Raw genomic sequence first — 20,933 nt, 5'->3', positions numbered from 1 at the left:
CAAACCGTGTCCTAGACGGGTTCCTGTGGCGTTTTCGGGCGTCTGGTGCGTTTGCGTTTCGGGGTGGGCGGTGGGGGCGCGCCGTGGCCCGCCAGGGCGTCCGCGTCCACGCCGAGCGTGAGGAGGGCCGAGCTGTCTTCCGGGGTGAGACCCGCGCCGGGCAGCAGGTCGGGTCGGCGCGCGAGCGTGCGTTCCAGCGCCCGGTCGCGCCGCCAGCGGGTGATGGCCGCGTGGTTGCCGCCCATCAGCACCTGCGGCACGCCGTGCCCCTGCCATTCGGCGGGACGGGTGTACTCCGGGTAGTCGAGGAGGCCGCTGGAGTACGAGTCGGCCCGCCAGCTTTCCTCGTCGCCGATCACGCCGGGCCGCAGGCGGCCCACGGCCTCCATGATGCACGCGGCGGCCGCCTCGCCGCCCATCATCACGTAGTCCCCGATGCTGACCTCGCGCGTCACGAGGCCCTCCACGCGCGCGTCGAAGCCCTCGTACCGGCCGCACAGCAGGGCGATGTGCTGCCTGCCCGCGAGCTCCTCCGCGAGCCGCTGGTCGAAGCGCTGCCCGGCGGGCGTGAGCAGGATCACCTCGTCCGGCGTGGACGGCAGGGCCGCCAGGGCGCGTTCCACCACGTCCACGCGGATCACCATGCCTGCCCCGCCGCCGTACGGGGTGTCGTCCACCTTGCGCCAGCGGTTCCCGGCGTGCTCGCGCAGGTCGTGCAGGTCGAACTTCAGGAGGCCGTTCGCGGCGGCGCGGCCCAGCAGCGCCTCCTGCGTGAAGGGGCGCAGCAGTTCCGGGAAGAGCGTCAGCACGCTGAAGTGCAGCGCGTCCCCGCCCGCGTGGCCGGGCGCTTCGGGGGTCAAGCGTCGTCCTCCGGTTCGGCGCTGGGCGTCACGACGTCCGCCTGCCCGCCGATCAGGCCGTCGGGCGCGCTGTCCAGCAGCGTGACCTCCAGGCCTCGCCGCACGCGCACGTACGGGGCCTGCAGCGGCACGAGCGCCTCGCCGCCCGCGTGCCGCACCACCAGCAGGTCCTGGTGACCCATGTCCAGCACGTCCGTCACCTCGCCCAGCCGTTCGCCCGTGGCCGTCTCGACGGGCAGGCCACGCAGTTCGTGGTAGTAGAACTGCCCATCGTCCAGCGGCGGCAGCTCGCGGTCGTGGGCGTAGACGTTCACGTTCCTCAGCGTCAGCGCGTCCTCGCGCGTGTCGGTGCCGGACAGCTGTACGGTCACGCCGGGCCCCTGCGCCTGGATGGTGGTCACGCGGCGCCACCCGTGCCCTTCGAGGTACAGGCGTTTCAGGCCGAGCAGCTGGTCGGCGTCGCCGATCACGAACAGTTTCATGGCCCCCCGGAGTCCGTGAGGGGCCATCAGGTGACCCACGCGGGTCAGGTCGGGAGGCAGGATGTTCAGAGGGTTATCGTTCCTTCTTGGGGGCGTCGAGATCGACGTTCAGGCGTTCCTGGGGGTCGCACACGGCGCGGACGAGGGTGCGCATGGCCTGGATGACGCGCCCCTGACGGCCGATCAGGCGGCCTTCCTCGCCGGGGGAGACCTTGACCATGACGTTGGGGCCGCGCCGGGAGACCCGCACCGCGGCGGGCTGCTCCACGATGCTCTGGGCCAGGAACAGGGTGAGGTCGGCGGGGTCTGTCGGCATGAGGCGCACTATAGCAAACGGTGAGCGGCCCGCACCCGGTGGGCGTGCGGGCCGCTCACGCGCCGCACCTACCAGCCGAGCGAGCCGCGCGGGCCCTGCAGGCGCGCGATGTGGTCGGGCGTCCACAGTTCGTAGTGGTACATGGGGTACTGCTGCTTGAAGCGTCCCACGCGGTCCCACACGTCGCGCGACTCGCGCGGCATGAGCAGGATCAGTTTCATGACGCTGTCCATGTTGTCGTACACGTAGAAGTCGAAGTGGAATTCCTGCTCGTTGCCGCTCGGCGAGTAGATCGGGAAGCTGAAGGGACGGTAGCGCCACTTCTTGCCCTTGTCGGTCAGGATTTTGGCGGCGATGCGTTTCAGGGCGCTGTCGGGGAAGGTGTGGACCTTGCCGTCCCGGTCGCGGAAGGTGGCGCCGGGGGCGGGCGTGTCGAGCTGCGGGCCGCGCTGGCGCGGCGGGTTGGGGCGGCGCGCGCCGGTGCGGGCGGGGGCCTGTTCGGCCTCGCCGGGCTGTTCGGTGGGGGCGCGGCGGCTGGCGGGCGCGGGGCGGTTGTCGGTCTTGGGTTTGCGGACGCTGCCGGGACGGATGTGCAGTTTGCCGTCGGCCTTCGAGCGCGAGCCCTGTCCCTGGACGCGGGCGCCGGCCGCGTCGGCGGCGGCCGCCGACTTGGATGCGGGCCGCGCCGACTTGCTGGAAGGTTTTCTGCCTTTGGTCATCAGGCCAGTGTAGTACGTGCGGGCACGTCAGGGCCAGGACCGCCGCCCCGCGCCCGCGCAGGTATTTTATACAACGCCGGTTCCGTACAGACGCAGAGCCCTCACGCGGACCCTCCAGGCAGGGCAGAACCCCGTCCACCCGTCACTCGCCCGTCAGCACCCCGCTCAGGTACGACTCCACGCTCACCCGGACCGGCATGAAGTACGCGTGACTGCCCGTCGCGCGCGCGAAGGCCAGCAGCTCCCGCGCGAACTGCCGGTTCCAGTCCAGCGTCGGCTGAAAGCCCTTCGGGAACACGGCCTTGTTGCGGTTCTGCCAGTAGCTCAGGCTGCTCTCGCTCGTGACGCTCGTCGCGCCCCAGAACACCTGAGCGTCCGGCAGCAGCTCGCTCCACACCTCCAGCATCCGCACGTCGAAGAACGGCTGCGTGAACAGCCCCACCGCGCCCGCCTCCAGTTTCGCCTCGGCGTAGTCGCGTTCCCGCGCGAAGCTCTGCCGGTACGGGTCGAGGCCCGCCCAGACCGTCACGTGCGGCATCTCGCGCCGGAACTTCCGGATGATCTCCAGGCTCGTGACGGGGTACGTGCGGTGCCCCATGTCGGCGGGCGGGTCGCCCTCGATCACGAGCACCTCGGTCAGGCCCGCCGCGTCGATGGCGTCCGCCATGGGCAGCGGCCGCCGGGGATCGATGTCGATCGCTCGGATGTGCGGGATGGGGTGAGCGAAGTGCTCGCGCGCCACCGCGCACCCCTGCCAGCTGCGCATGGAGTACCGCAGCAGGTCCGGAATGTTCACGGTCTGCACGCCACCCAGGGCGCGCACGGCCTCCAGTTCGGCATTCAGGGCGCTGCGGCTGCGCGGGACGAGTTCGACGGCGATGCGGGACGCGGCGGGCAGGCTGGTGTCGGTCATGGTGAAGGGAACGTCCTTGAACGGGGCGGCGGCCGAGCCGGAACGGTGCGGCAGATCGGACCGCCGGGAAGGAGCGGGTACAGGTAGGGGCGGGTACGGGCAGGGGCCGCCTGACCGGGCCGCGCGAAGGGTCGCGTGACGGTCCGGCGGCGGTGGGCGTCAGTCGGCGCTGACGGGCAGGACGGCCGGGGCGGGGTCGTACGCGAGGTTCGGGGCGAGCCAGCGTTCCGTCTCGGCGCGCGTCCAGCCCTTGCGGCGCGCGTAGTCCTCCACCTGATCCTGCCCGATCCGGCCGAGCGCCATGTAGCGCGCGTCCGGATGAGCGAGGTACACGCCGGACACGGCCGCGGCAGGCGTCATGGCGCAGCTCTCCGTGAGGGCCATCCCGACCTCGTGCAGGGCCAGCACCTCGAACAGCGTGCGTTTCTCGGTGTGGTCCGGCTGGGCGGGGTAGCCGGGCGCGGGCCGGATGCCGCGGTACTTCTCGCGGATCAGGGCGTCCGTGTCCAGCGCCTCGTCCGGCGCGTACCCCCAGTGCTCGCGACGCACGTCCTGATGCAGCTTCTCCGCGAACGCCTCCGCGAGCCGGTCCGCGAGGGCCTTCACCATGATGCTGCTGTAATCGTCGTGCTGCGCCTCGAACGCCGCACTCAGGGCCTCCGCGCCGTGAATGGCGACCGCGAACAGGCCCGCGTGGTCGCCGGGACCGGCACTCACGAAGTCCGCGAGCGCCGCGTTGGGCGTCGCCTGGTCCCGCTGCTGCCTCAGCGTGTGCAGCCGCACCACGCCGCCGTGATCCGCTCCCTGCAGTTCCAGACCGACCGCTTCGCGCGACCCCCCGTCCGGCCCGTCCCGGCCGTCCACGTGCAGCACGATGTCGTCCGCGTCCCGGCGGGCGGGGTACAGGCCGATCACGCCGGTGGCCGTGAACAGGTCCTCGCGCACGATGCGGTCCAGCAGGGCCTGCGCGTCGTCCCACAGGGCGCGCGCCTGCGTGCCCTTGACGGGGTCCGTCAGGATGCGCGGGTACACGCCCGGCAGTTCCCACGCGATGAAGAACGGCGTCCAGTCGATGAACGGCACGAGGTCCGCGACGCTCTGCCGGACGACCGTGCGGCCCGGCGCGCGCGGCGCGGGGGCGGGCGCGTCCGGCAGTTTCGGGGCGCGGGCGCGCGCCTCCTCCAGCGTCACGAGGCGCACGGTGCGTTCCGCGTGCCGTTCGCGCAGCGCGTCGTACTCGCGCCGGGTCCGGTCCCGCGTCTCGCCGGGCTGCGTGAGCAGGTCGTTCACGACGCCCACCGCGCGGCTCGCGTCCAGCACGTGCACGACCGCGCCCGGGTACGCCGGGTCGATCTTCACGGCCGTGTGCGCGCGGCTGGTGGTCGCCCCGCCGATCAGGAGCGGCGTGGTCAGGCCCCGGCGCGTCATCTCGCGCGCGACGTTCACCATCTCGTCGAGGCTCGGCGTGATCAGGCCACTCAGGCCGATCACGTCCGCGCCGATCTCGCGGGCCGTGTCGAGGATGCGTTCGGTGCTCACCATGACGCCCAGGTCCGTGACCTCGTACCCGTTGCAGGCGAGGACCACGCCCACGATGTTCTTGCCGATGTCGTGCACGTCGCCCTTCACGGTCGCCATCAGCACGCGGCCCTTGCCGCTGCTCCCGACCTTCTGCGCCTCCAGGTACGGCGTGAGGACCGCCACGGCGCGCTTCATGACGCGCGCGCTCTTGACGACCTGCGGCAGGAACATCTTGCCCGCCCCGAACAGGTCCCCGACGACGTTCATGCCGTCCATCAGCGGCCCCTCGATCACGGCGAGCGGACTGCCGAGCGACCGGTACGCCTCCTCGGCGTCCGCCTCCACGAAGTCCGTGATGCCCGCGATGAGCGCGTGCTTCAGCCGCTCGTGCACGCTCCCCTCACGCCAGGCGTTCACGGCGCTCGCCTCGCGCTTCACGCCCCGGTAACTCTCGGCCAGTTCGATCAGTCGCTCCGTGGCGCTCAGGTCGCCCCGCGTGGGCCGCGCGAGGATCACGTCCTCCACCGCCTCGCGCAGTTCCGGGTCGATGTCCTCGTACACGGCGAGCATCCCGGCGTTCACGATGCCCATGTCCAGGCCCGCCTGCACCGCGTGGTACAGGAACACGCTGTGCATCGCCTCGCGCACGTGGTTGTTGCCGCGGAAGCTGAACGACACGTTGCTGACGCCGCCCGACACGAGCGCGCCCGGCAGGTTCGCCTTGATCCAGCGGGTCGCCTCGATGAAGTCCAGCGCGTACCGGTCGTGTTCCGGCAGGCCGGTCGCGACGGTCAGCACGTTCGGGTCGAAGATGATGTCCTGCGGCGGGAACTGCACCTGTTCCGTCAGCAGGCGGTACGCGCGGGACGTGATCTCCTGGCGCCGCTCCAGCGTGTCCGCCTGCCCGCGCTCGTCGAAGGCCATCACGACGGCCGCCGCCCCGTAGCGGCGCAGCAGCGCGGCGCGCTCCAGGAACTTCTCCTCGCCGTCCTTGAGCGAGATGCTGTTCACGACGGCCTTGCCCTGCACGCGCTTCAGGCCCGCCTCCAGGATCTCCCACTTGCTGGAGTCCAGCATGACCGGCACGCGGCTGATGTCCGGCTCGCCCGCCAGCAGGTTCAGGAACTTCACCATGGCGGCCTCGCCGTCCAGCATGCCCTCGTCGAAGTTGATGTCGATGATCTGCGCGCCGTTCTCCACCTGCTGCCGCGCGATCTTCAGGCCGGTGTCGTAGTCGCCCGCCAGGATCGCCCGGCTGAACTTCGGGCTGCCCGTCACGTTGTTGCGCTCGCCGACGTTGATGAAGTTCGCCGTGCCGTCCTGCCGGGGCGTCACCACGAACGGCTCCAGGCCGCTCAGGCGCAGCGTGACGGGCAGAACCGCAGGGCTGCGGGGCGGCAGGCCGTCCACCGCGTCCCGGATGGCCCGGATGTGGTCCGGCGTGGTGCCGCAGCAGCCGCCCACGATGTTCAGCAGGCCCTCCTGCGCGAACTCGCGCAGCACGCCGGACGTCTGCTCGGGCGTCTCGTCGTACTCCCCGAAGGCGTTCGGGAGGCCCGCGTTCGGGTGCACGCTCACGAGGTGCGGGGTGTTCGCCGCGATCTCCCGCAGGTGCGGGCGCAGGTGCTCGGCGCCCAGTGCGCAGTTCAGGCCCAGCGACAGCAGCGGCGCGTGCTCGGTGCTGATCGCGAACGCGGCGGGCGTCTGCCCGCTCAGGGTGCGGCCCGACGCGTCCGTGATGGTGCCGGACAGCATGATCGGCACGGGCCGCCCGCGCCGCCTCGCCACCTCGTCCACCGCGAACAGGGCCGCCTTGGCGTTCAGGGTGTCGAACACCGTCTCGATCAGGATCAGGTCCGCGCCGCCGTCCAGCAGCGCCTCCACCTGCGCCTGGTACGCGGCGTTCAGCTCGTCGTACGTGACGTTGCGGAACTCGGGGCGTTCCACGTCCGGCGAGAGGGTCGCCGTGCGGTTCGTCGGCCCGACCGATCCCGCCACGTACCGCGCCCGCCCGTCGCGCGCCTCGAACTCGTCCGCCACGGCCCGCGCGAGCCGCGCGCCCTCCACGTTCAGTTCACGCACCAGTCCCTCCAGCCCGTAGTCCGCCTGCGCGATGGTGGTGCTGGAGAAGGTGTTCGTCTTGGTGATGTCGGCGCCCGCCTCGAAGTACAGGCGGTGGATGTCCGTCACGATGTCGGGCCGCGTGACGTTCAGCAGGTCATGGTTCCCCTTGAACTGCCGGTCCGCGTCGAAGTCGGCGCGGCGGTAGTCGGCCTCGGTCAGTTCGCGGCGCTGGATCATGGTGCCCCACGCGCCGTCCAGGATCAGGATGCGGTCCTGCGCGTCCGCGCGGATGTCTCTTGGCGTGTCTGTGTGCATGTGTGCCTCAGTGGTCCGCGGCGGGAAGTGGGCGGTGGCCGTTGCCGCAGGCCGGTCCCTGCCGTGCCGAGAGGTCATCGTTGACGCCCGGAGGGTGGATCTGTCACCGTGCCGCGATGGGGGCCGGTGAACGTGCCTGCCCCGGACGGTGCCGGGGGTGATCTCAAGTATTGTACCGTTCCCGGACCGCGCGACTCCCGAATGCCTGAACAATTCCCGCCGCGCAGTGACCTCATACGGTGTTGAGCTGAACTTTTGGAGTTCAGCCGAGCGACAAGGGCACCAACAAGTCCGGTTTTGAGGAGGTGGAAGGGAGGCCTTTGCTGTTCCCGGCCTCCCTGGAATCGGATCAACACCGGATCAGGCCGGGTGCAGCGCCTGCTGTCCGAGCAGCGTGAGCGTCTGGTCGTCGGCGGGCGGGTGCGTGATCCCGGCCCGCGCGTCGCGGAACAGGCGCTCCAGCGGCAGGTCCGCCGTGAGGGACGCGCCGCCCGCCGCGCGCAGCGCGAGGTCCGTGACGCTCACGGCGGCGTTCGTGCACAGCAGTTTCGCGCCCGCGAGCTGCGGCAGCAGGTCCGCGTGCGGGCCGCGCTCCGACCATGCGAGCGCGGCGGCGTGCAGGGCGGCGCGCGCGGCGAGCAGGTCGAGCGCCATCTGTCCGGCCGCCTGCTGCACCTTCGGCAGGGTGCTGATGGGCGCGCCGAGCGCCGTCGGGACCCGCGCGTGCGCGTACCCGGCGAAGGCGTCCAGGGCCGCCTGCCCCACCCCCAGGTACGTCGCGGCGACCGCCGTCCAGAACCACGCGCTGCTGCACGCCTGCATGTCCGCTCCCGGACGCGTGGGCGGCACGCTCAGGTCGTCCGGCACGAACACGTCCCGGAACGCCACGTCGTGCGAGCCGCTTCCGCGCAGCGTTAGCGCGTCCCGCCACGTGTCGCGCACCTCCACGCCCAGGCTGCCCGCCTCCACCACGAACCTCCACACCTCGCCGCCCGCGTCGGCCGTCACCACCATGAAGTCCAGGGCGCGCGACCCGGTCGACCACGTCTTCAGGCCGTTCAGGACCCAGCCGCCCGGCACGCGCCGCGCCGTGGTGCGCGGCAGGCCCCCCCGGGACGGGCTGCCGAGGTCCGGTTCGCTCGCCAGCGAGTTGCTGAGCGCGCCGCGCGTCACGCTGGCCCGCGCGACGCGCGCGTACACCTCCGGCGGCCACGTGCCCGCCTCGCCTGCACTGCCGAGCAGGTGTGCGTTCATGGCGGCCACGAGCGCCAGCGACGCGTCCGCGCGCCCCAGGTCCTCCTGCGCGAGCGCGAACTCGTGCAGGGTCGCGCCCAGGCCGCCCAGGGACGCGGGCACCGTGAGCGCCGCGTACCCGCTGTCCCTGAGTGCCTGCACGCCCCGCACGGACAGCGTTTCCTGCCGGTCGGCAGCCTGCGCTTCCTCGCGGAACACGCGGGCGAGCGGAGCGGTCAGGTCCTGAAGCTGGGCGACTCTGGAGGAGGGGAGAGCAGTCACCGGGGCAGTCTACCGGAGGGCGCGCGGCGCGCCTGTAGGCGCACTGACCCTCCCTGACCGTCGCGCACGCCGTGCTGCTGGGCGGGCGGGCTACACTCAGGGCATGAGTTTCGTTGCGATTTCCGAGCGGAGGACCGCGCCATAACCGCCCCGACCTTCAAGGGCAAACGCCCACGCGCCCTGAGCGCCGACGCGGCCGTCAGCGTCGTGGACGTGTACAAGAGCTTCTCGGGCGGGCACGGCCCCGTGCAGGTGCTCGACGACGTGGACCTCGACATCCGCAAGGGTGAGTTCTTCAGCCTGCTCGGCCCGTCCGGCTGCGGCAAGACGACCCTGCTGCGCATCCTGGCGGGCTTCGAGCAGGCGGACGCGGGCAGCGTCATCATCGGCGGGCGCGACATGACCGGCATTCCGCCGCACCTGCGGCCCGTGAACACCGTCTTCCAGAGTTACGCGCTGTTCCCGCACCTGAACGTGCAGGACAACGTCGCGTTCGGCCTGCGCATGAAGGGCGTGCCTGCCGCGCAGCAGCGCGAACGGGTGGCGCGCGCGCTGGAAACGGTCCGCATTCAGGACTTCGCGAAACGCCGCCCGGAGCAGCTGTCGGGCGGGCAGCGGCAGCGCGTGGCACTCGCGCGCGCCATCGTGAACGAGCCGGAAGTGCTGCTGCTCGACGAGCCGCTCTCGGCCCTCGACCTGAAGCTCCGCAAGGAACTGCAGGTGGAACTCAGCAACCTGCAGGAGACGCTCGGCATCACGTTCATCTTCGTGACGCACGATCAGGAGGAGGCGCTCGTGATGTCGGACCGGATCGCGGTCATGAACCGTGGGCGCGTCGAGCAGCTCGGCCGGGCCGAGGACCTGTACGAGCGGCCTCGCACGGCCTTCGTCGCGAACTTCCTGGGCAGCAGCAACCTCATTCCCGGCACGGTGCAGGAGGTGGGGGATGCGTCGGCCGTGATCCGCACGGCGCACGGCCCGCTCCGCACGCGCTACGTGACGCGCGGCGACGGGTCTCGCCTCACGCCGGGGCAGGAGGTGCGGCTCAGCATCCGCCCCGAGAAGCTCCGGATGGAGCGCGACGACGAGACCGAAGGCAACGAGGTGCGCGCCCGCGTGGACGACATCGTGTACACCGGCGCGGAGAACCAGTACCTGCTGCAGGCCTCAGGGCAGTCGCTGATCGCGTTCCAGCTGAACGCCGACATCGGCGCGGACGAGGACTTCGACTACGACGAGGAGGTCGCCCTGTACCTCCCGCCGGAAAGCCTGGTGGTCCTCGATGACTGAGGGCGCACAGCTGGCCCTCGGGGGGCGCGCGTGCTGACGGTGCGGCGCTTCCTGGCGACGCTGGGGCCGGGCACGGTGTGGCTGATCGTGTTCCTGGTGCTGCCGCTGCTGATCGTGCTGGGGTACTCGTTCCTGACGCGCACGGATTTCGGTCAGGTGGGCCTGCCGCTCACCGCCGAGAACTGGCAGCGGGTGTTCGGGTACGACGCGCTCTTCGAGGAGTTCGTGCCGGACAACCTGCTCGTGCTGTGGCGCAGCGTGTGGGTGGCGGGCCTCAGCACGCTGCTGTGCGTGGCGCTCGGGTATCCGCTCGCGTTCTACATCTCGTTCCAGTCGGCGCGGCGCAAGAACCTGCTGCTGCTGCTGCTCATCATTCCCTTCTGGACGAACTTCCTGATCCGCATCTACGCGTGGATCATCATCCTGCGACCCTTCGGGCTGTTCCCTTCGACGCTGGCGGTGTTCCTGGGCATGACGTACGCGTACCTGCCGTTCTTCGTGCTGCCGGTGTACTCGAGCGTCGAGAAGGTCAACTGGACGCTGGTGGAGGCGGCCGCCGACCTGGGCGCGACCCCGTGGCGGGCCTTCTGGGTGGCGGTGTTCCCGCAGACGCTGCCGGGCCTCGTGGCGGGCGTCATCCTGACCTTCGTGCCGGCGCTGGGGACCTTCGTGGTGTCGGACATCCTGGGCGGCGCGAAGGCGGCCCTGGTCGGGAACCTCGTGCAGAACCAGTTCGGGCAGTCGGGCGACTGGGCGTACGGTTCGGCGCTCAGTTTCCTGCTGCTGGGCGTGGTGCTGCTGGGCCTGTGGGTGTACGCGCGCCTGGCGGGCCAGCGTGGCCTGGAGGACCTCGTCTGATGCGGCGCGTTCATCCCCTGCTGGCGGGGTACGCGTGGCTGGTGTACGCGTTCATGTACCTGCCGATCCTGGTGCTGGTGCTGTTCAGTTTCAACGCCTCGAAGTTCGGGGCGACGTGGTCGGGCTTCACGACCCACTGGTACGCGGTGCTGTTCGGCCGCTCCGACGTGCGCGAGGCCGTGACGAACACGCTGCTGGTGGCGGTGTCGTCCACCGCCCTGAGCGTGGTGCTGGGCACGCTGCTGGGCCTGGGCCTGTGGCGGTACACGTTCCGTGGCCGGACGGCGCTGACGTTCCTGCTGGTGACGCCCATCGTGATTCCGGACGTCGTGATGGGCGTGTCTCTCCTGATGTTCTACGCGCTGGTGCGGCACGTGCTGCCGTTTCAGGGCGGGCTCTTCACGGTGCTGCTGGCGCACGTGACCTTCCAGGTGAGTTACGTGGGGCTGGTGGTGCGGTCGCGGCTGGCGGGGTACGGGCCGGAGCTGGAGGAGGCGGCCCGTGACCTGGGCGCGAGCGGGCTGCGGGCGTTCCTGCACGTGACGTTGCCGCTGGCGCTGCCGGGCGTGCTGTCGGGGGCGCTGCTGGCGTTCACGCTGTCGCTGGACGATTTCGTGGTCACGTACTTCACGAGCGGGTCGGGGTTCCATACCCTGCCGGTGCTGGTGTACACGAGCGTGAAGCGCGGCGTGACGCCGGACATCAATGCGCTCAGCACGCTGCTGATCGCGTTCACGGTCCTGCTGATCGTGGTGGCGAACGCGGTGGGTCGCCGGGGGGGCGCGCGTGAGGGCTGAGCGTGCCGTGCTGGGGGCGCTGCTGCTGCCCGCGCTGCTGCTCGCCTGTCAGCGGGCCGAGCCGGTACAGTCGGGGGCCGGGGCGGTGCCGGTGGCGCGCGGGGACGGGAAGACGCTGCGGATCTTCATGTGGTCGGACTACATCGATCCGCAGGTCGTGAAGGACTTCGAGAAGGCGCGGGGCGTGCGGGTGGTGATCGATACCTTCGAGTCGAACGAGGCGATGCTGGCGAAGTTGCAGGGGGGCGGCACGGCGTACGACCTCGCCACGCCCAGCAACTATTTTATACAAACGATGGTCCGGGCCGGACAGCTCCAGAAGATGAACGTCCAGACCCTCAAAAACTTCCACAACGTCGCCCCCGGCTTCCAGAACCCCGGCTACGACCCGCATAACACCTACACCGTCCCGTACCAGTACGCCGCGACCGGCCTCGCCTACAACGCCGCGCGCTACACCCCGCCCCGCGAGAGCTGGGACCTGATCTTCGGCACGAGCGACACCGTGAAGTTCGTGCTGCTCGACGACCCGCGCGAGGTGATCGGCGCGGCCCTCAAGTACCTGGGGTTCAGCGTCAACAGCACCCGCGTCCCCGAACTCCGCGCGGCCCGCAACCTGCTCCGCACCGTCGTCGCCAAACGCGGCTTCCTCGGCTTCGACGGCGGCCCCGGCACCCGCAACCGCCTGCTCGCGGGCGACATCGACCTCGGGCAGATCTACGTCGGGGACCTGCTGCAGGGCGCGGCCGAGAACGCCAGCCTCAAGGTGTTCCTCCCGCGCGAGGGCACCACCATCAGCACCGACAACCTCGTGCTGCTGCAGGGCGCCCCGAACCCCGCCCTGGCACGCGACTTCATCGACACCGTCCTCACGCCCAGGGTCAGTGCCGCCATCAGCAACTACACGTACTACGGCAACCCGAACGCCGCCGCCAGGCCCTTCCTCGACCCCCTGCTGCGCGACAACAAGGCCTTCAACCCCTCGCAGGCGGACCTGAAGAGCGGCCGGGTGGAATTCATCGAGGAACTCCCGCCCGGCCGCCCGCCGCGCCTCTTCGACCGCATCTGGTCCGAACTCAAGAGCCGCTGACGCCCCCACCACCGGCCACACCCGGCATGCCCGGTCCCTCACAGGGGGCCGGGCGTCCCTTTCCGCCGGGCCGGGGAGCACTATCCTGCAGGCATGAGACAGCCGTCCCCCGACCCCTCCCTCGCCCTGGGCCGCATGCAGGCGCGCCTGAGTCTGGGCGTGATCTTCGTGCTGAGCGCCGCTCCCGTCGTGGCCCGCTGGGTGCGCGGCGATGTGGCACAGGCGGGCGTGCAGCTCGCGGGGTTCGCCGTCACCGCGTTCGTGCTGTGGCAGGTGTACCGGGGCTCGCGCGTCGCGCTGTTCGTGACGCTCGCCATCACGGTCCTCGGCGGGCTCGCCCTGATGCTCCTCAGCCCCCTGGCGGGCATCTCCGTGCAGACCCTGATGCTGCTCCTCGCGGGCCTCGCCTTCGCCATCTGCGGCCTCGCCCTGTACGCTCACGCGCCCATCAAGGCGTTCCTGGAAGCGCAGCGCTCCCGGCCGGGGCGCGCGTGACGCGCCGCTTCGTCAAGCAGGGCACGAACTCCGCCTTCGTGTGCGGCCACTGCGGCCTGGACGTGCAGCCCCTCCTGAACGGCTCGGTCCGCAACCACTGCCCCGCGTGCCTGCACAGCGTGCACCTCGACGTGTTCCCCGGCGACCGCGCCGCCGACTGCGGCGGCCTGATGGTCCCGGTGGGCGTGGAGAGCCACCCGAAGAAAGGCTGGATGATCCTGCACCGCTGCGCCACCTGCGGCTACGAGGGCCGCAACAAGGCCGCGCTCGACGATCCCGCCCAGCCGGACAGTTACGACGCGCTGCTGGCCGTGTCCAGCCGCGAACGCTCCCGCTGACGCGGCCCTGCTATCCTGACGCCCTATGGCCCTCTGGCTCTTTGTCATCCTGATCCTGTGCTCCGCCTCTTTCGTGCTGTACCTCACGTACGGCCCGCTGCGCCGCGCCCCGAACGTGGCGAGCCTGCGGCTCGTGGCGGCCGTGCAGTACCTCGCGGCCGTCGTGCTCGCTGTCGCCCGCCTGCTCGGCAAGGCCTGACCCGCCCTTTCCGCTGACGCGCGTTCACGGCCTGAGGCGCGTGCTGTCGTGCCGGACCTGACGTGCATGGCGGGTCTTTCGACCGTTAGACTCCAGGGCATGCCTCAACTCATTGATCTGGAGTTCCAGGGCGCCTCAGGCATCATCGCGTCGTCCGTTTTCGACACGGGCGACGGGCTGGCCGTCGTGGACTGCGGACCGTCGAGTTCGCTGCCCGCACTGGAAGCGGGCCTGGAACGGTTCGGTGCGCGGCTGGAGGACGTGCGGCACCTGCTGCTCACGCACATTCACCTGGATCATGCGGGCGCGGCGGGTACGCTCGCGGCGCGCGTGCCGGACCTGCGGGTGTACGTGCACGCGCGCGGCGCGGCGCACCTGCAGGCGCCGGAGCGGCTCATGGCGAGCGCCGCGCAGATCTACGGCGACCAGATGGACACGCTGTGGGGCGAGATGCGGCCCGTCCCGGCCGCGCAGCTCACGGTGCTGGACGGCGGCGAGACGCTCACGCCCGGTCGGGTCGAGGTGCGGCCGCTGTACACGCCGGGGCATGCCGTGCATCACCTCGCGTACCACGTGGGGCCGGACCTGTTCGTGGGGGACGTGGGCGGCATTCGCCTGGACCGTCGGCAGTCGCCGCGCCCGCCGACCCCGCCGCCGGACATCGACCTGCCCGCGTGGCAGGCCAGCATCGCGCTCCTGCGGGACGTGGACGCGCAGACGCTGCACCTGACGCATTTCGGCAGTCACCGGCACGAGGCGGCGCACTGGGACGCGCTGGAGCGCAACATGGCGTTCGACGCGGACCTCGTGCGGCAGGAACTGGAGGCGGGTGCGGACCTCGCCCGGATCACGGAGCGGTACACGGAGGCGCTCGGTGAGGCGCTCGTGCTGGAGGGGCCGGACCTGCCGTCCCGGTACGCGCTCGCGTGCCCGCCCTGGATGAGCGTGCAGGGCCTCGCGCGGTACTGGACGCGCGCGGCGGCCCGCGGCCGCGCCTGACCTGCCCGCTGGGTAGACAATTGTCGCCCCGTTCCTCGCCCGTGGCCCGCGCGGGGCGGGGCGACTCTCTATCATGCCGGGCATGAGGTCCAGCATCCTGCCCGTCCGTCCCGTGTCGTCCGTGCCTGCCCACCGTGCCGGGGGCGCGCTGTGAAGGTGCTCGTGGTGGGCGGCGGTGGGCGCGAGCACGCCATCGTGGACGCCCTGACGCGCTCGTCGTCCGTGACCGGCGTGGTGTGCACGCCCGGCAACCCCGGCATCGCGGCCCTGGCGCGGTGCGTGCCGGGCGCGCAGGACCCGGCGGCCGTCGCCGCGCTTGCGGTGGGGGAGGGCGTGGACCTGGTGGTCGTGGGGCCGGAGGGTCCGCTCGCGGAGGGCGTGGTGGACGCGCTGCAGGCGGCGGGCGTCCCGGCGTTCGGGCCGAGCCGGGACGCGTCGCGTCTGGAGGGCGACAAGGCGTGGAGCAAGGCGTTTATGGCACGGCACGGGATTCCCACCGCGCGGTACCGCAGTTTCGAGGACCTGCCGGGCGCGCTCGCGTACGCGCTGGAGCAGCCGTTGCCGGTCGTGGTGAAGGACGCGGGCCTGCGGGCCGGGAAGGGCGTCACCATCTGTCACGCGCACGACGAGGCGCGGGAGGCGCTCACGGCGATCTTCTCGCAGGACGGCGCGGCGGCCGTGATCGAGGAGTTCATGACGGGGCAGGAGGTGAGCGTCCTCGCCTTCGCGGACGGGGTGCGGGCCGTGCAGATGCTGCCCAGCCAGGACCACAAGACCATTCACGAGGGCGACACCGGCCCCATGACGGGCGGCATGGGCGTCATCTGCCCGTTCCCGCTGACGGACGCGGACCGCACGTCGGTGCAGTCCGGCATTCTGGACCTGGTGATGGCGGGCATGGCGGCGGAGGGCCTGCCGTTCGTGGGCGTGCTGTACGCGGGCCTGATGCTGACGCCGGACGGGCCGAAGGTGGTGGAGTTCAACGCGAGGTTCGGGGACCCGGAAGCCGAGGCGGTGCTGCCGCTCCTGACGGGCGACCTGGGCGAGATCACACTCGCGTGTGCGCAGGGCAGGCTGGACCCCGGCATGGTGACGTTCGCGGCAGGCGCGAGTGCCGTGGTGATCCTGGCCGCGCCCGGCTACCCGGGCGAGCCGCAGCGCGGCGTGCCGCTCACGCTGCCGGTGGCGGGGGAGGGCGAGCGCATCTATCAGGCGGGCACGGCCCTGCAGGGGGAGCAGCTGGTGTCGGCGGGCGGGCGCGTGCTGGCGGTGCAGGCGAGCGCGGACACCCTGGCGCTGGCGCTGGGACGCGCGTACCGGCTGGTGGAGCGCGTGGGCTTCGAGGGCGCGCAGTTCCGCCGCGACATCGGCGGCCGGATCGGGCTGACACCGGAAGCCTGAAGGCGAGCGGCGTTGACCGTCCCGGCCCGCGCTGCTAGCATGCCGGGTGCGTGCAATTTCGGTTGCGTGCGTGCTGTGCCGGAGTGGTGGAATTGGTAGACGCACTCGACTCAAAATCGAGCGAGAAATCGTGCGGGTTCGAGTCCCGCCTTCGGCACCAGAAGCAACCAGGGGCGCGCCGATCCGCCTGGAAAGAAGTGCGGTCACCTTCGCCGACCGGCCAAGGGCAACCAGAGACGCCTCACCGAATGCAGTCGGCAGATCCATGATTTGGCTGCCGCGCCCCACCAAAGGAACCTACCCATGCTGACCATCTTCATCATCATGTTCGCCCTCGTGTCCGTCGCGCTGATCTTCTTCGTGCTGTTGCAGGTGCCGAAGCAGGCGGGGCTCAGCTCCAGCCTGGGCGGCGGCGGCGATCTGTTCGGCGGGCGCGGCGTGGAGGGTGGTCTGGTCCGGATCAGCAGTGTGCTGGGCGGGCTGTTCATGCTGCTGGCGCTGCTGATTGACGTTCTGTCGCGCTGAGTTCAGGCGCTGTGAGGGCCGTTTCCCGGTTTCCGGGGAGCGGCCTTTGCATTTGTAATTATTGAGATCGTATTTCTATGCAGCTGCCACGATTCTCATGAGGGTGCGTGAATCGCGCCTGACACGCGCTTGACCCGCTTTTATGGACTCTTTATAGTGACCCTCGCTGGTATCCCGAACACCTGTCAGACATTCAGACGCCCGGACATCCTCCGGACCCGCTGAGGTGGTTTTCGTATACACAGACCAGGAGGAACACCGATGAAGAAGATTCTGATGCTCGCCGCTGCCCTGACCCTCGGCAGCAGCATGGCTGCCCCGTTCGTCTGGCCTGCCAAGTGGAGCGCCGATCCCGCGAGCGCCGCCAAGAAGGGCGGCGACTACCGCGAATCCACGATCAGCGACTACAAGACCATCAACCCCTTCACCTCCGCCGAGGCCCGCAGCATCCCGAACTACTGGATGAGCCTCGGCGCAGGCCTGTTCACGCAGGACCAGACCGACGACAGCTTCATCCCGGACATGGCCGAAGGCATGCCCGTCGTGAGCAACAACGGCAAGCGCTTCGTCGTCAAGATCCGCCAGGGCATGAAGTTCAGCGACGGCCAGGCCATCACCGCCGACGACTGGGTCACCACCTGGAAGATCCACACGGACGACAAGGTCGGCAGCAACAGCTACGACAGCTTCTTCATCAACGACAAGCCCATCACCGTCAAGAAGCTCGACAACTACACCCTGCAGTTCGACTTCCCGCAGCAGAGCGCGACGGCCTACGTCACCATGAGCTACACCCCCTGGCCCGACCACGTCTTCGGCAAGGCCTACTCGGCCGGCGGCGCCGAAGCCGTCAAGAAACTCTGGGGCCTGAACGTCAACCCTTCCGACGTCGTCACGGCGGGCGCCTTCACCCTCCAGAGCTACTCGGCCGGTCAGCGCGCCGTGCTGAAACGCAACGCGAACTTCGGCGAGTGGAACAAGGACAGTGCGGGCGCGGCCCTGCCGTACCTCGACACCGTCACCCTCAAGATCGTCAAGGACCTGAACGCCTCGCTCGCCTCCTACCTCGCCGGTGAACTCGACGTATACGGGCCCCGCAACGCCGACGACCTCGCGCAGATCAAGAAGGCCATCGACGCCGGGACCCTCAAGGCCACCGAGCTCGCCAACGTGTCGCCCGCCGCGACCAGCCAGTGGATCACCTTCAACTGGAACAAGGCCGACAGCCCCTTCAAGCAGAAGCTGTTCCGCGACGTGCGTTTCCGCCGCGCCATGAGCATGGTCGCCAACCGCGAGGCCATGGTCCAGCTCGCGCTGGGCGGCCTGGGCAACCCCACGTACTACAGCGTGTACCCGGTCTTCAAGAACTACATCAACGACGCCGCGCCCAAGTACCCCTACAACCTCGCGGGCGCCACCAAGCTCCTCGCGCAGATGGGCTTCACCAAGAAGGGCAGCGACGGCATCCTCGTGAACGCGCAGGGCCAGAAGCTGGAGTTCACGCTCGCCACCAACTCCGGCAACACCGTCCGTGAACAGCTCGGCCGCATCTTCGCAGACGAGGCCAAGAAGGTCGGCGTCAAGGTCAACTTCACGCCCATCGACTTCAACGTCCTCGTCGGCCAGCTGACCAGCAAGGGCGAGAGCCGTCCCTTCGACGCCATCCTGCTCGGCCTGAGCGGCGGCGACAACATCTGGCCTTTCGGCAGCAACACCGTCCCCTGCGGCGGCAACCTGCACAGCTACAACAACCCCACCAAGGGCGACTGCCTCACCAGCCAGGAACAGCTGATGACGAAACTCTTCTTCCAGGGCGACAGCACCGTGGACCAGGCGGCCCGCCAGAAGATCGGCGCGCAGCTCCTCAAGACCGAGGCCGAACTGCAGCCCGTGGTGTACCTCGTGGGCGGCAGCTACCACGTCACGTACAACAACCGCCTGGGCGGCCAGTTCCCCCGCAACCAGATGGACAGCTACTACGGGTCCCGTAACGTCGTGACCACCTTCATCAAGTAACGACGCATCTCGGCTGGGGGTGGCCTGCAATCGCGGGCTGCCCTCTGTCCTTGAAGCCCCCGGAGCACCCATGTTCACCTTTCTGCTCAGACGACTCCTGAACCTCCTGCCCACCTTCCTGCTCGCCACCATCCTGGTGTTCGCGATCATCCAGCTGGCGCCCGGCGACTTCCTCACGCCCGCCAAGCTCAACCCCGGCATCAGTCAGCAGCAGCTCGATAACCTCGCCGCGCAGTTCGGCCTGAACAAACCCGCGTGGCAGCAGTACTTCCAGTGGCTCTGGAACCTCCTGCACGGCAACCTGGGCCTCAGCTTCAGCTACACGCAGCCGGTGCTGGACGTCGCGTGGCCGCGCGTCGTGAACTCCATCAAGCTGGTGCTCGTGTACCTCGTGCTGTTCTACGCCATCAGCATCCCGCTCGGCGTGTACGGCGCGGTCCGGCAGTACAGCATCGGCGACCGCGTCAGCGGCGTCGTGTTCTACTTCCTGCTCGGCTTCCCCAGCTTCTTCATCGCGCTGCTCACCATCTTCGGCATCCTGAAGCTGCGTCAGGCGACCGGCTGGAACATCCCCATGATCGGCATGACCAGCGACGGCTACGATCAGATGAGCGCCCTCGGCAAGATCTGGGACACCCTCAAGCACCTGATCATTCCGGGCCTCGTGCTCGCCGTGGGCGACGTGGCGGGCTTCACGCGCGTCCTGCGCGGCCAGATGCTGGAGTACCTGCGCGGCGACTTCGTCCGGACCGCCCGCAGCAAGGGCGTGCCCGAATTCAGCGTCGTGTACAAGCACACGCTGCGCAACGCCATCATTCCCTTCGTGGCCGGCATCGGCGGTCTGCTCCCCACCCTGATCGGCGGGGCGGGCTTCGTGGAGGTGGTGTTCGCGTACCCCGGCATCACGCCCATGCTGCTGGACGCCATCGCCTCCCAGGACTTCTACCTCGTCGCGGCCTTCTCGATCCTCCCGATGGTGCTGCTGTTCATCGGCAACGCGATCAGCGACATTCTGCTCGCGGTCATCGACCCGCGCATCAGGTTCAACTGACATGACAGCCATCCCCGCACCCCCCAAAACGAACGCCCGCGCCCAGAGCCAGATGCAGGTCGCGTGGGGGCAGTTCCGCAAGAACCGCCTCGCCACCATCGGCGGCATCTTCATCATCCTGCTGTACGTCATGGCGATCTTCGCGCCGTTCATCGCGCCGGACGGCCTCAGCAACTACAGCACCACCGCCACCACCCGCTACCACGAACCCACCCCGCTGCACATCCGCGACCCCAAAACCGGCAGGTACGGACTCTTCGTGGACAAGTTCGCGCAGACCATGAACCCCGACACCTTCCTGCAGGAATTCCGGCCGACCGGCGAACGCTGCCCGGTGCGGCTCTTCGTGCGCGGCGACACGTACCGCATCCTCGGCATTCCCGGCAACCTCCACCTCTTCGGGACCGGCAATCCCGACTGCAAGGTGTTCCTGTGGGGGGCCGAGGGCCTGGGCCGCGACCTGTTCACGCGCACCATGTACGCCTCGCAGATCTCGCTGAGCATCGGCGTGCTCGCCGTGTTCATCAGCACGATCATCGGCGTCGTGATGGGCGCCCTCGCCGCGTTCTTCGGCGGCTGGGTGGACAACGTCATCAACCGCCTCGTGGAGGTCATCTCGGCCATCCCGTACCTGTTCCTGCTGATCCTGCTGCGCTCCCTGTTCCCGCAGGACGCCAACCCGATCCTCGTGCTGTTCCTGCTGCTCGTGATCCTGGCGTTCATCAGCTGGGGCGGCCTCGCCCGCACCGTGCGCAGCCAGCTGCTGTCCGTGCGCGAGCAGGACTACGTGACGGCCGCGTACTCGCTCGGCTCGTCGCAGTCGCGCATCATGCTGCGCCACATGATTCCCAGCATGACCAGCTACCTGATCGTGACGCTCAGCCTCGCCATTCCCGGCACCATCCTCACCGAGAGCGGCCTGAGCTTCCTCGGGATCGGCGCGGTCGAACCGTACGTCAGCTGGGGCACGCTCCTCAACCAGACGCAGGACGGCGGCATCGCCAGCATCACCGACCGGCCCTGGATGCTCATCCCCGGCTTCTTCATCGTGTTCACCGTCATGTGCTACCAGCTGCTCGGCGACGGGCTGCGCGACGCCTTCGACCCGCGCAAACGGCAGTGACGCACGGCGGGCCGGTCGATACGCGAGCGGCCCGCCAGTACCTTAA

At 69.8% G+C, this 20,933-nt stretch carries 20 protein-coding genes and 1 tRNA gene; 14 read left to right on the top strand and 7 right to left on the bottom strand.

Features of this window, described 5'->3' with window-relative positions; translation table 11 throughout:
• Positions 1-11: 11 nt before the first annotated feature.
• The 7 genes from trmD to IEY33_RS02105 all read right to left on the bottom strand — a co-directional run bounded on the left by trmD (position 12) and on the right by IEY33_RS02105 (position 8,705).
• Positions 12-860 carry a tRNA (guanosine(37)-N1)-methyltransferase TrmD gene (gene trmD / locus IEY33_RS02135; RefSeq protein WP_229670686.1) on the bottom strand — a complete coding sequence of 283 codons (849 nt, stop codon included), beginning with the start codon at positions 858-860 and terminating at the stop codon, positions 12-14.
• Entirely contained in the window at positions 857-1,390 is a 534-nt protein-coding gene (rimM, locus tag IEY33_RS02130) for a ribosome maturation factor RimM (RefSeq protein WP_268238808.1), read from the bottom strand. The genes trmD and rimM overlap by 4 nt, the downstream gene beginning before the upstream one ends.
• 25 nt (positions 1,391-1,415) lie before the next feature.
• Positions 1,416-1,658, bottom strand: coding sequence for a KH domain-containing protein (locus IEY33_RS02125; RefSeq protein WP_188960556.1), 243 nt, complete (start codon positions 1,656-1,658; stop codon positions 1,416-1,418).
• Positions 1,659-1,726: 68 nt separating this feature from the next.
• Positions 1,727-2,377, bottom strand: a complete 651-nt coding sequence (locus IEY33_RS02120) for a hypothetical protein (protein WP_188960555.1) — start codon at positions 2,375-2,377, stop codon at positions 1,727-1,729.
• Positions 2,378-2,519: 142 nt separating this feature from the next.
• Entirely contained in the window at positions 2,520-3,290 is a 771-nt protein-coding gene (locus IEY33_RS02115; protein WP_188960554.1) for a methylenetetrahydrofolate reductase, read from the bottom strand.
• A 159-nt stretch (positions 3,291-3,449) separates the two neighbouring features.
• The gene (gene metH, locus IEY33_RS02110; protein ID WP_188960553.1) at positions 3,450-7,190 is read right to left on the bottom strand and encodes a methionine synthase; all 3,741 of its coding nucleotides are present in this window, start codon (positions 7,188-7,190) and stop codon (positions 3,450-3,452) included.
• A 360-nt stretch (positions 7,191-7,550) separates the two neighbouring features.
• Entirely contained in the window at positions 7,551-8,705 is a 1,155-nt protein-coding gene (locus IEY33_RS02105; RefSeq protein ID WP_188960552.1) for an acyl-CoA dehydrogenase family protein, read from the bottom strand.
• 213 nt (positions 8,706-8,918) lie between these two features.
• Here IEY33_RS02105 and IEY33_RS02100 point away from each other — a divergent pair, with 213 nt between their 5' ends.
• The 14 genes from IEY33_RS02100 to IEY33_RS02040 all read left to right on the top strand — a co-directional run bounded on the left by IEY33_RS02100 (position 8,919) and on the right by IEY33_RS02040 (position 20,887).
• Positions 8,919-9,995 (top strand): ABC transporter ATP-binding protein, encoded by a 1,077-nt coding sequence (locus tag IEY33_RS02100; protein ID WP_229670684.1) that lies wholly within the window; start codon positions 8,919-8,921, stop codon positions 9,993-9,995.
• A 30-nt stretch (positions 9,996-10,025) separates the two neighbouring features.
• Positions 10,026-10,853 (top strand): ABC transporter permease, encoded by an 828-nt coding sequence (locus IEY33_RS02095; RefSeq protein WP_229670683.1) that lies wholly within the window; start codon positions 10,026-10,028, stop codon positions 10,851-10,853.
• Positions 10,853-11,650, top strand: coding sequence for an ABC transporter permease (locus tag IEY33_RS02090; protein ID WP_188960551.1), 798 nt, complete (start codon positions 10,853-10,855; stop codon positions 11,648-11,650). The genes IEY33_RS02095 and IEY33_RS02090 overlap by 1 nt, the downstream gene beginning before the upstream one ends.
• Positions 11,640-12,740: a polyamine ABC transporter substrate-binding protein gene (locus tag IEY33_RS02085; protein ID WP_229670682.1), complete on the top strand. Its 1,101-nt coding sequence runs from the start codon at positions 11,640-11,642 to the stop codon at positions 12,738-12,740. Before IEY33_RS02090 ends, IEY33_RS02085 begins: the two co-directional genes overlap by 11 nt.
• 93 nt (positions 12,741-12,833) lie before the next feature.
• Positions 12,834-13,235 carry a hypothetical protein gene (locus IEY33_RS19175; RefSeq protein ID WP_229670681.1) on the top strand — a complete coding sequence of 134 codons (402 nt, stop codon included), beginning with the start codon at positions 12,834-12,836 and terminating at the stop codon, positions 13,233-13,235.
• A complete protein-coding gene (locus tag IEY33_RS19170; RefSeq protein WP_229670680.1) occupies positions 13,232-13,573 on the top strand; it encodes an RNHCP domain-containing protein in 342 nt (113 codons plus the stop codon). Before IEY33_RS19175 ends, IEY33_RS19170 begins: the two co-directional genes overlap by 4 nt.
• A gap of 25 nt (positions 13,574-13,598) precedes the next feature.
• The gene (locus IEY33_RS02075) at positions 13,599-13,772 is read left to right on the top strand and encodes a hypothetical protein (protein ID WP_188960550.1); all 174 of its coding nucleotides are present in this window, start codon (positions 13,599-13,601) and stop codon (positions 13,770-13,772) included.
• Between the two features lie 99 nt (positions 13,773-13,871).
• Positions 13,872-14,771, top strand: coding sequence for an MBL fold metallo-hydrolase (locus IEY33_RS02070; protein WP_188960549.1), 900 nt, complete (start codon positions 13,872-13,874; stop codon positions 14,769-14,771).
• Positions 14,772-14,921: 150 nt separating this feature from the next.
• The gene (gene purD, locus IEY33_RS02065) at positions 14,922-16,172 is read left to right on the top strand and encodes a phosphoribosylamine--glycine ligase (RefSeq protein WP_188960548.1); all 1,251 of its coding nucleotides are present in this window, start codon (positions 14,922-14,924) and stop codon (positions 16,170-16,172) included.
• A gap of 77 nt (positions 16,173-16,249) precedes the next feature.
• Positions 16,250-16,332, top strand: a tRNA-Leu gene (locus tag IEY33_RS02060).
• A gap of 143 nt (positions 16,333-16,475) precedes the next feature.
• On the top strand, positions 16,476-16,697 hold the full coding sequence (secG, locus tag IEY33_RS02055; RefSeq protein ID WP_188960547.1) for a preprotein translocase subunit SecG: 222 nt from the start codon (positions 16,476-16,478) through the stop codon (positions 16,695-16,697).
• Positions 16,698-16,958: 261 nt separating this feature from the next.
• Positions 16,959-18,713, top strand: a complete 1,755-nt coding sequence (locus IEY33_RS02050; protein ID WP_188960546.1) for an ABC transporter substrate-binding protein — start codon at positions 16,959-16,961, stop codon at positions 18,711-18,713.
• A 70-nt stretch (positions 18,714-18,783) separates the two neighbouring features.
• Complete coding sequence (locus tag IEY33_RS02045) at positions 18,784-19,764, top strand: ABC transporter permease (protein WP_188960545.1); 981 nt, start codon at positions 18,784-18,786, stop codon at positions 19,762-19,764.
• Between the two features lies 1 nt (position 19,765).
• Positions 19,766-20,887 carry an ABC transporter permease gene (locus IEY33_RS02040; protein WP_188960544.1) on the top strand — a complete coding sequence of 374 codons (1,122 nt, stop codon included), beginning with the start codon at positions 19,766-19,768 and terminating at the stop codon, positions 20,885-20,887.
• Positions 20,888-20,933 lie beyond the last annotated feature (46 nt).

This window comes from Deinococcus aquiradiocola (genome assembly GCF_014646915.1).
Classification (GTDB): domain Bacteria; phylum Deinococcota; class Deinococci; order Deinococcales; family Deinococcaceae; genus Deinococcus; species Deinococcus aquiradiocola.
Note: the sequence above shows the minus strand (reverse complement) of the source record. Positions and strands in the feature narration are given on the sequence as shown.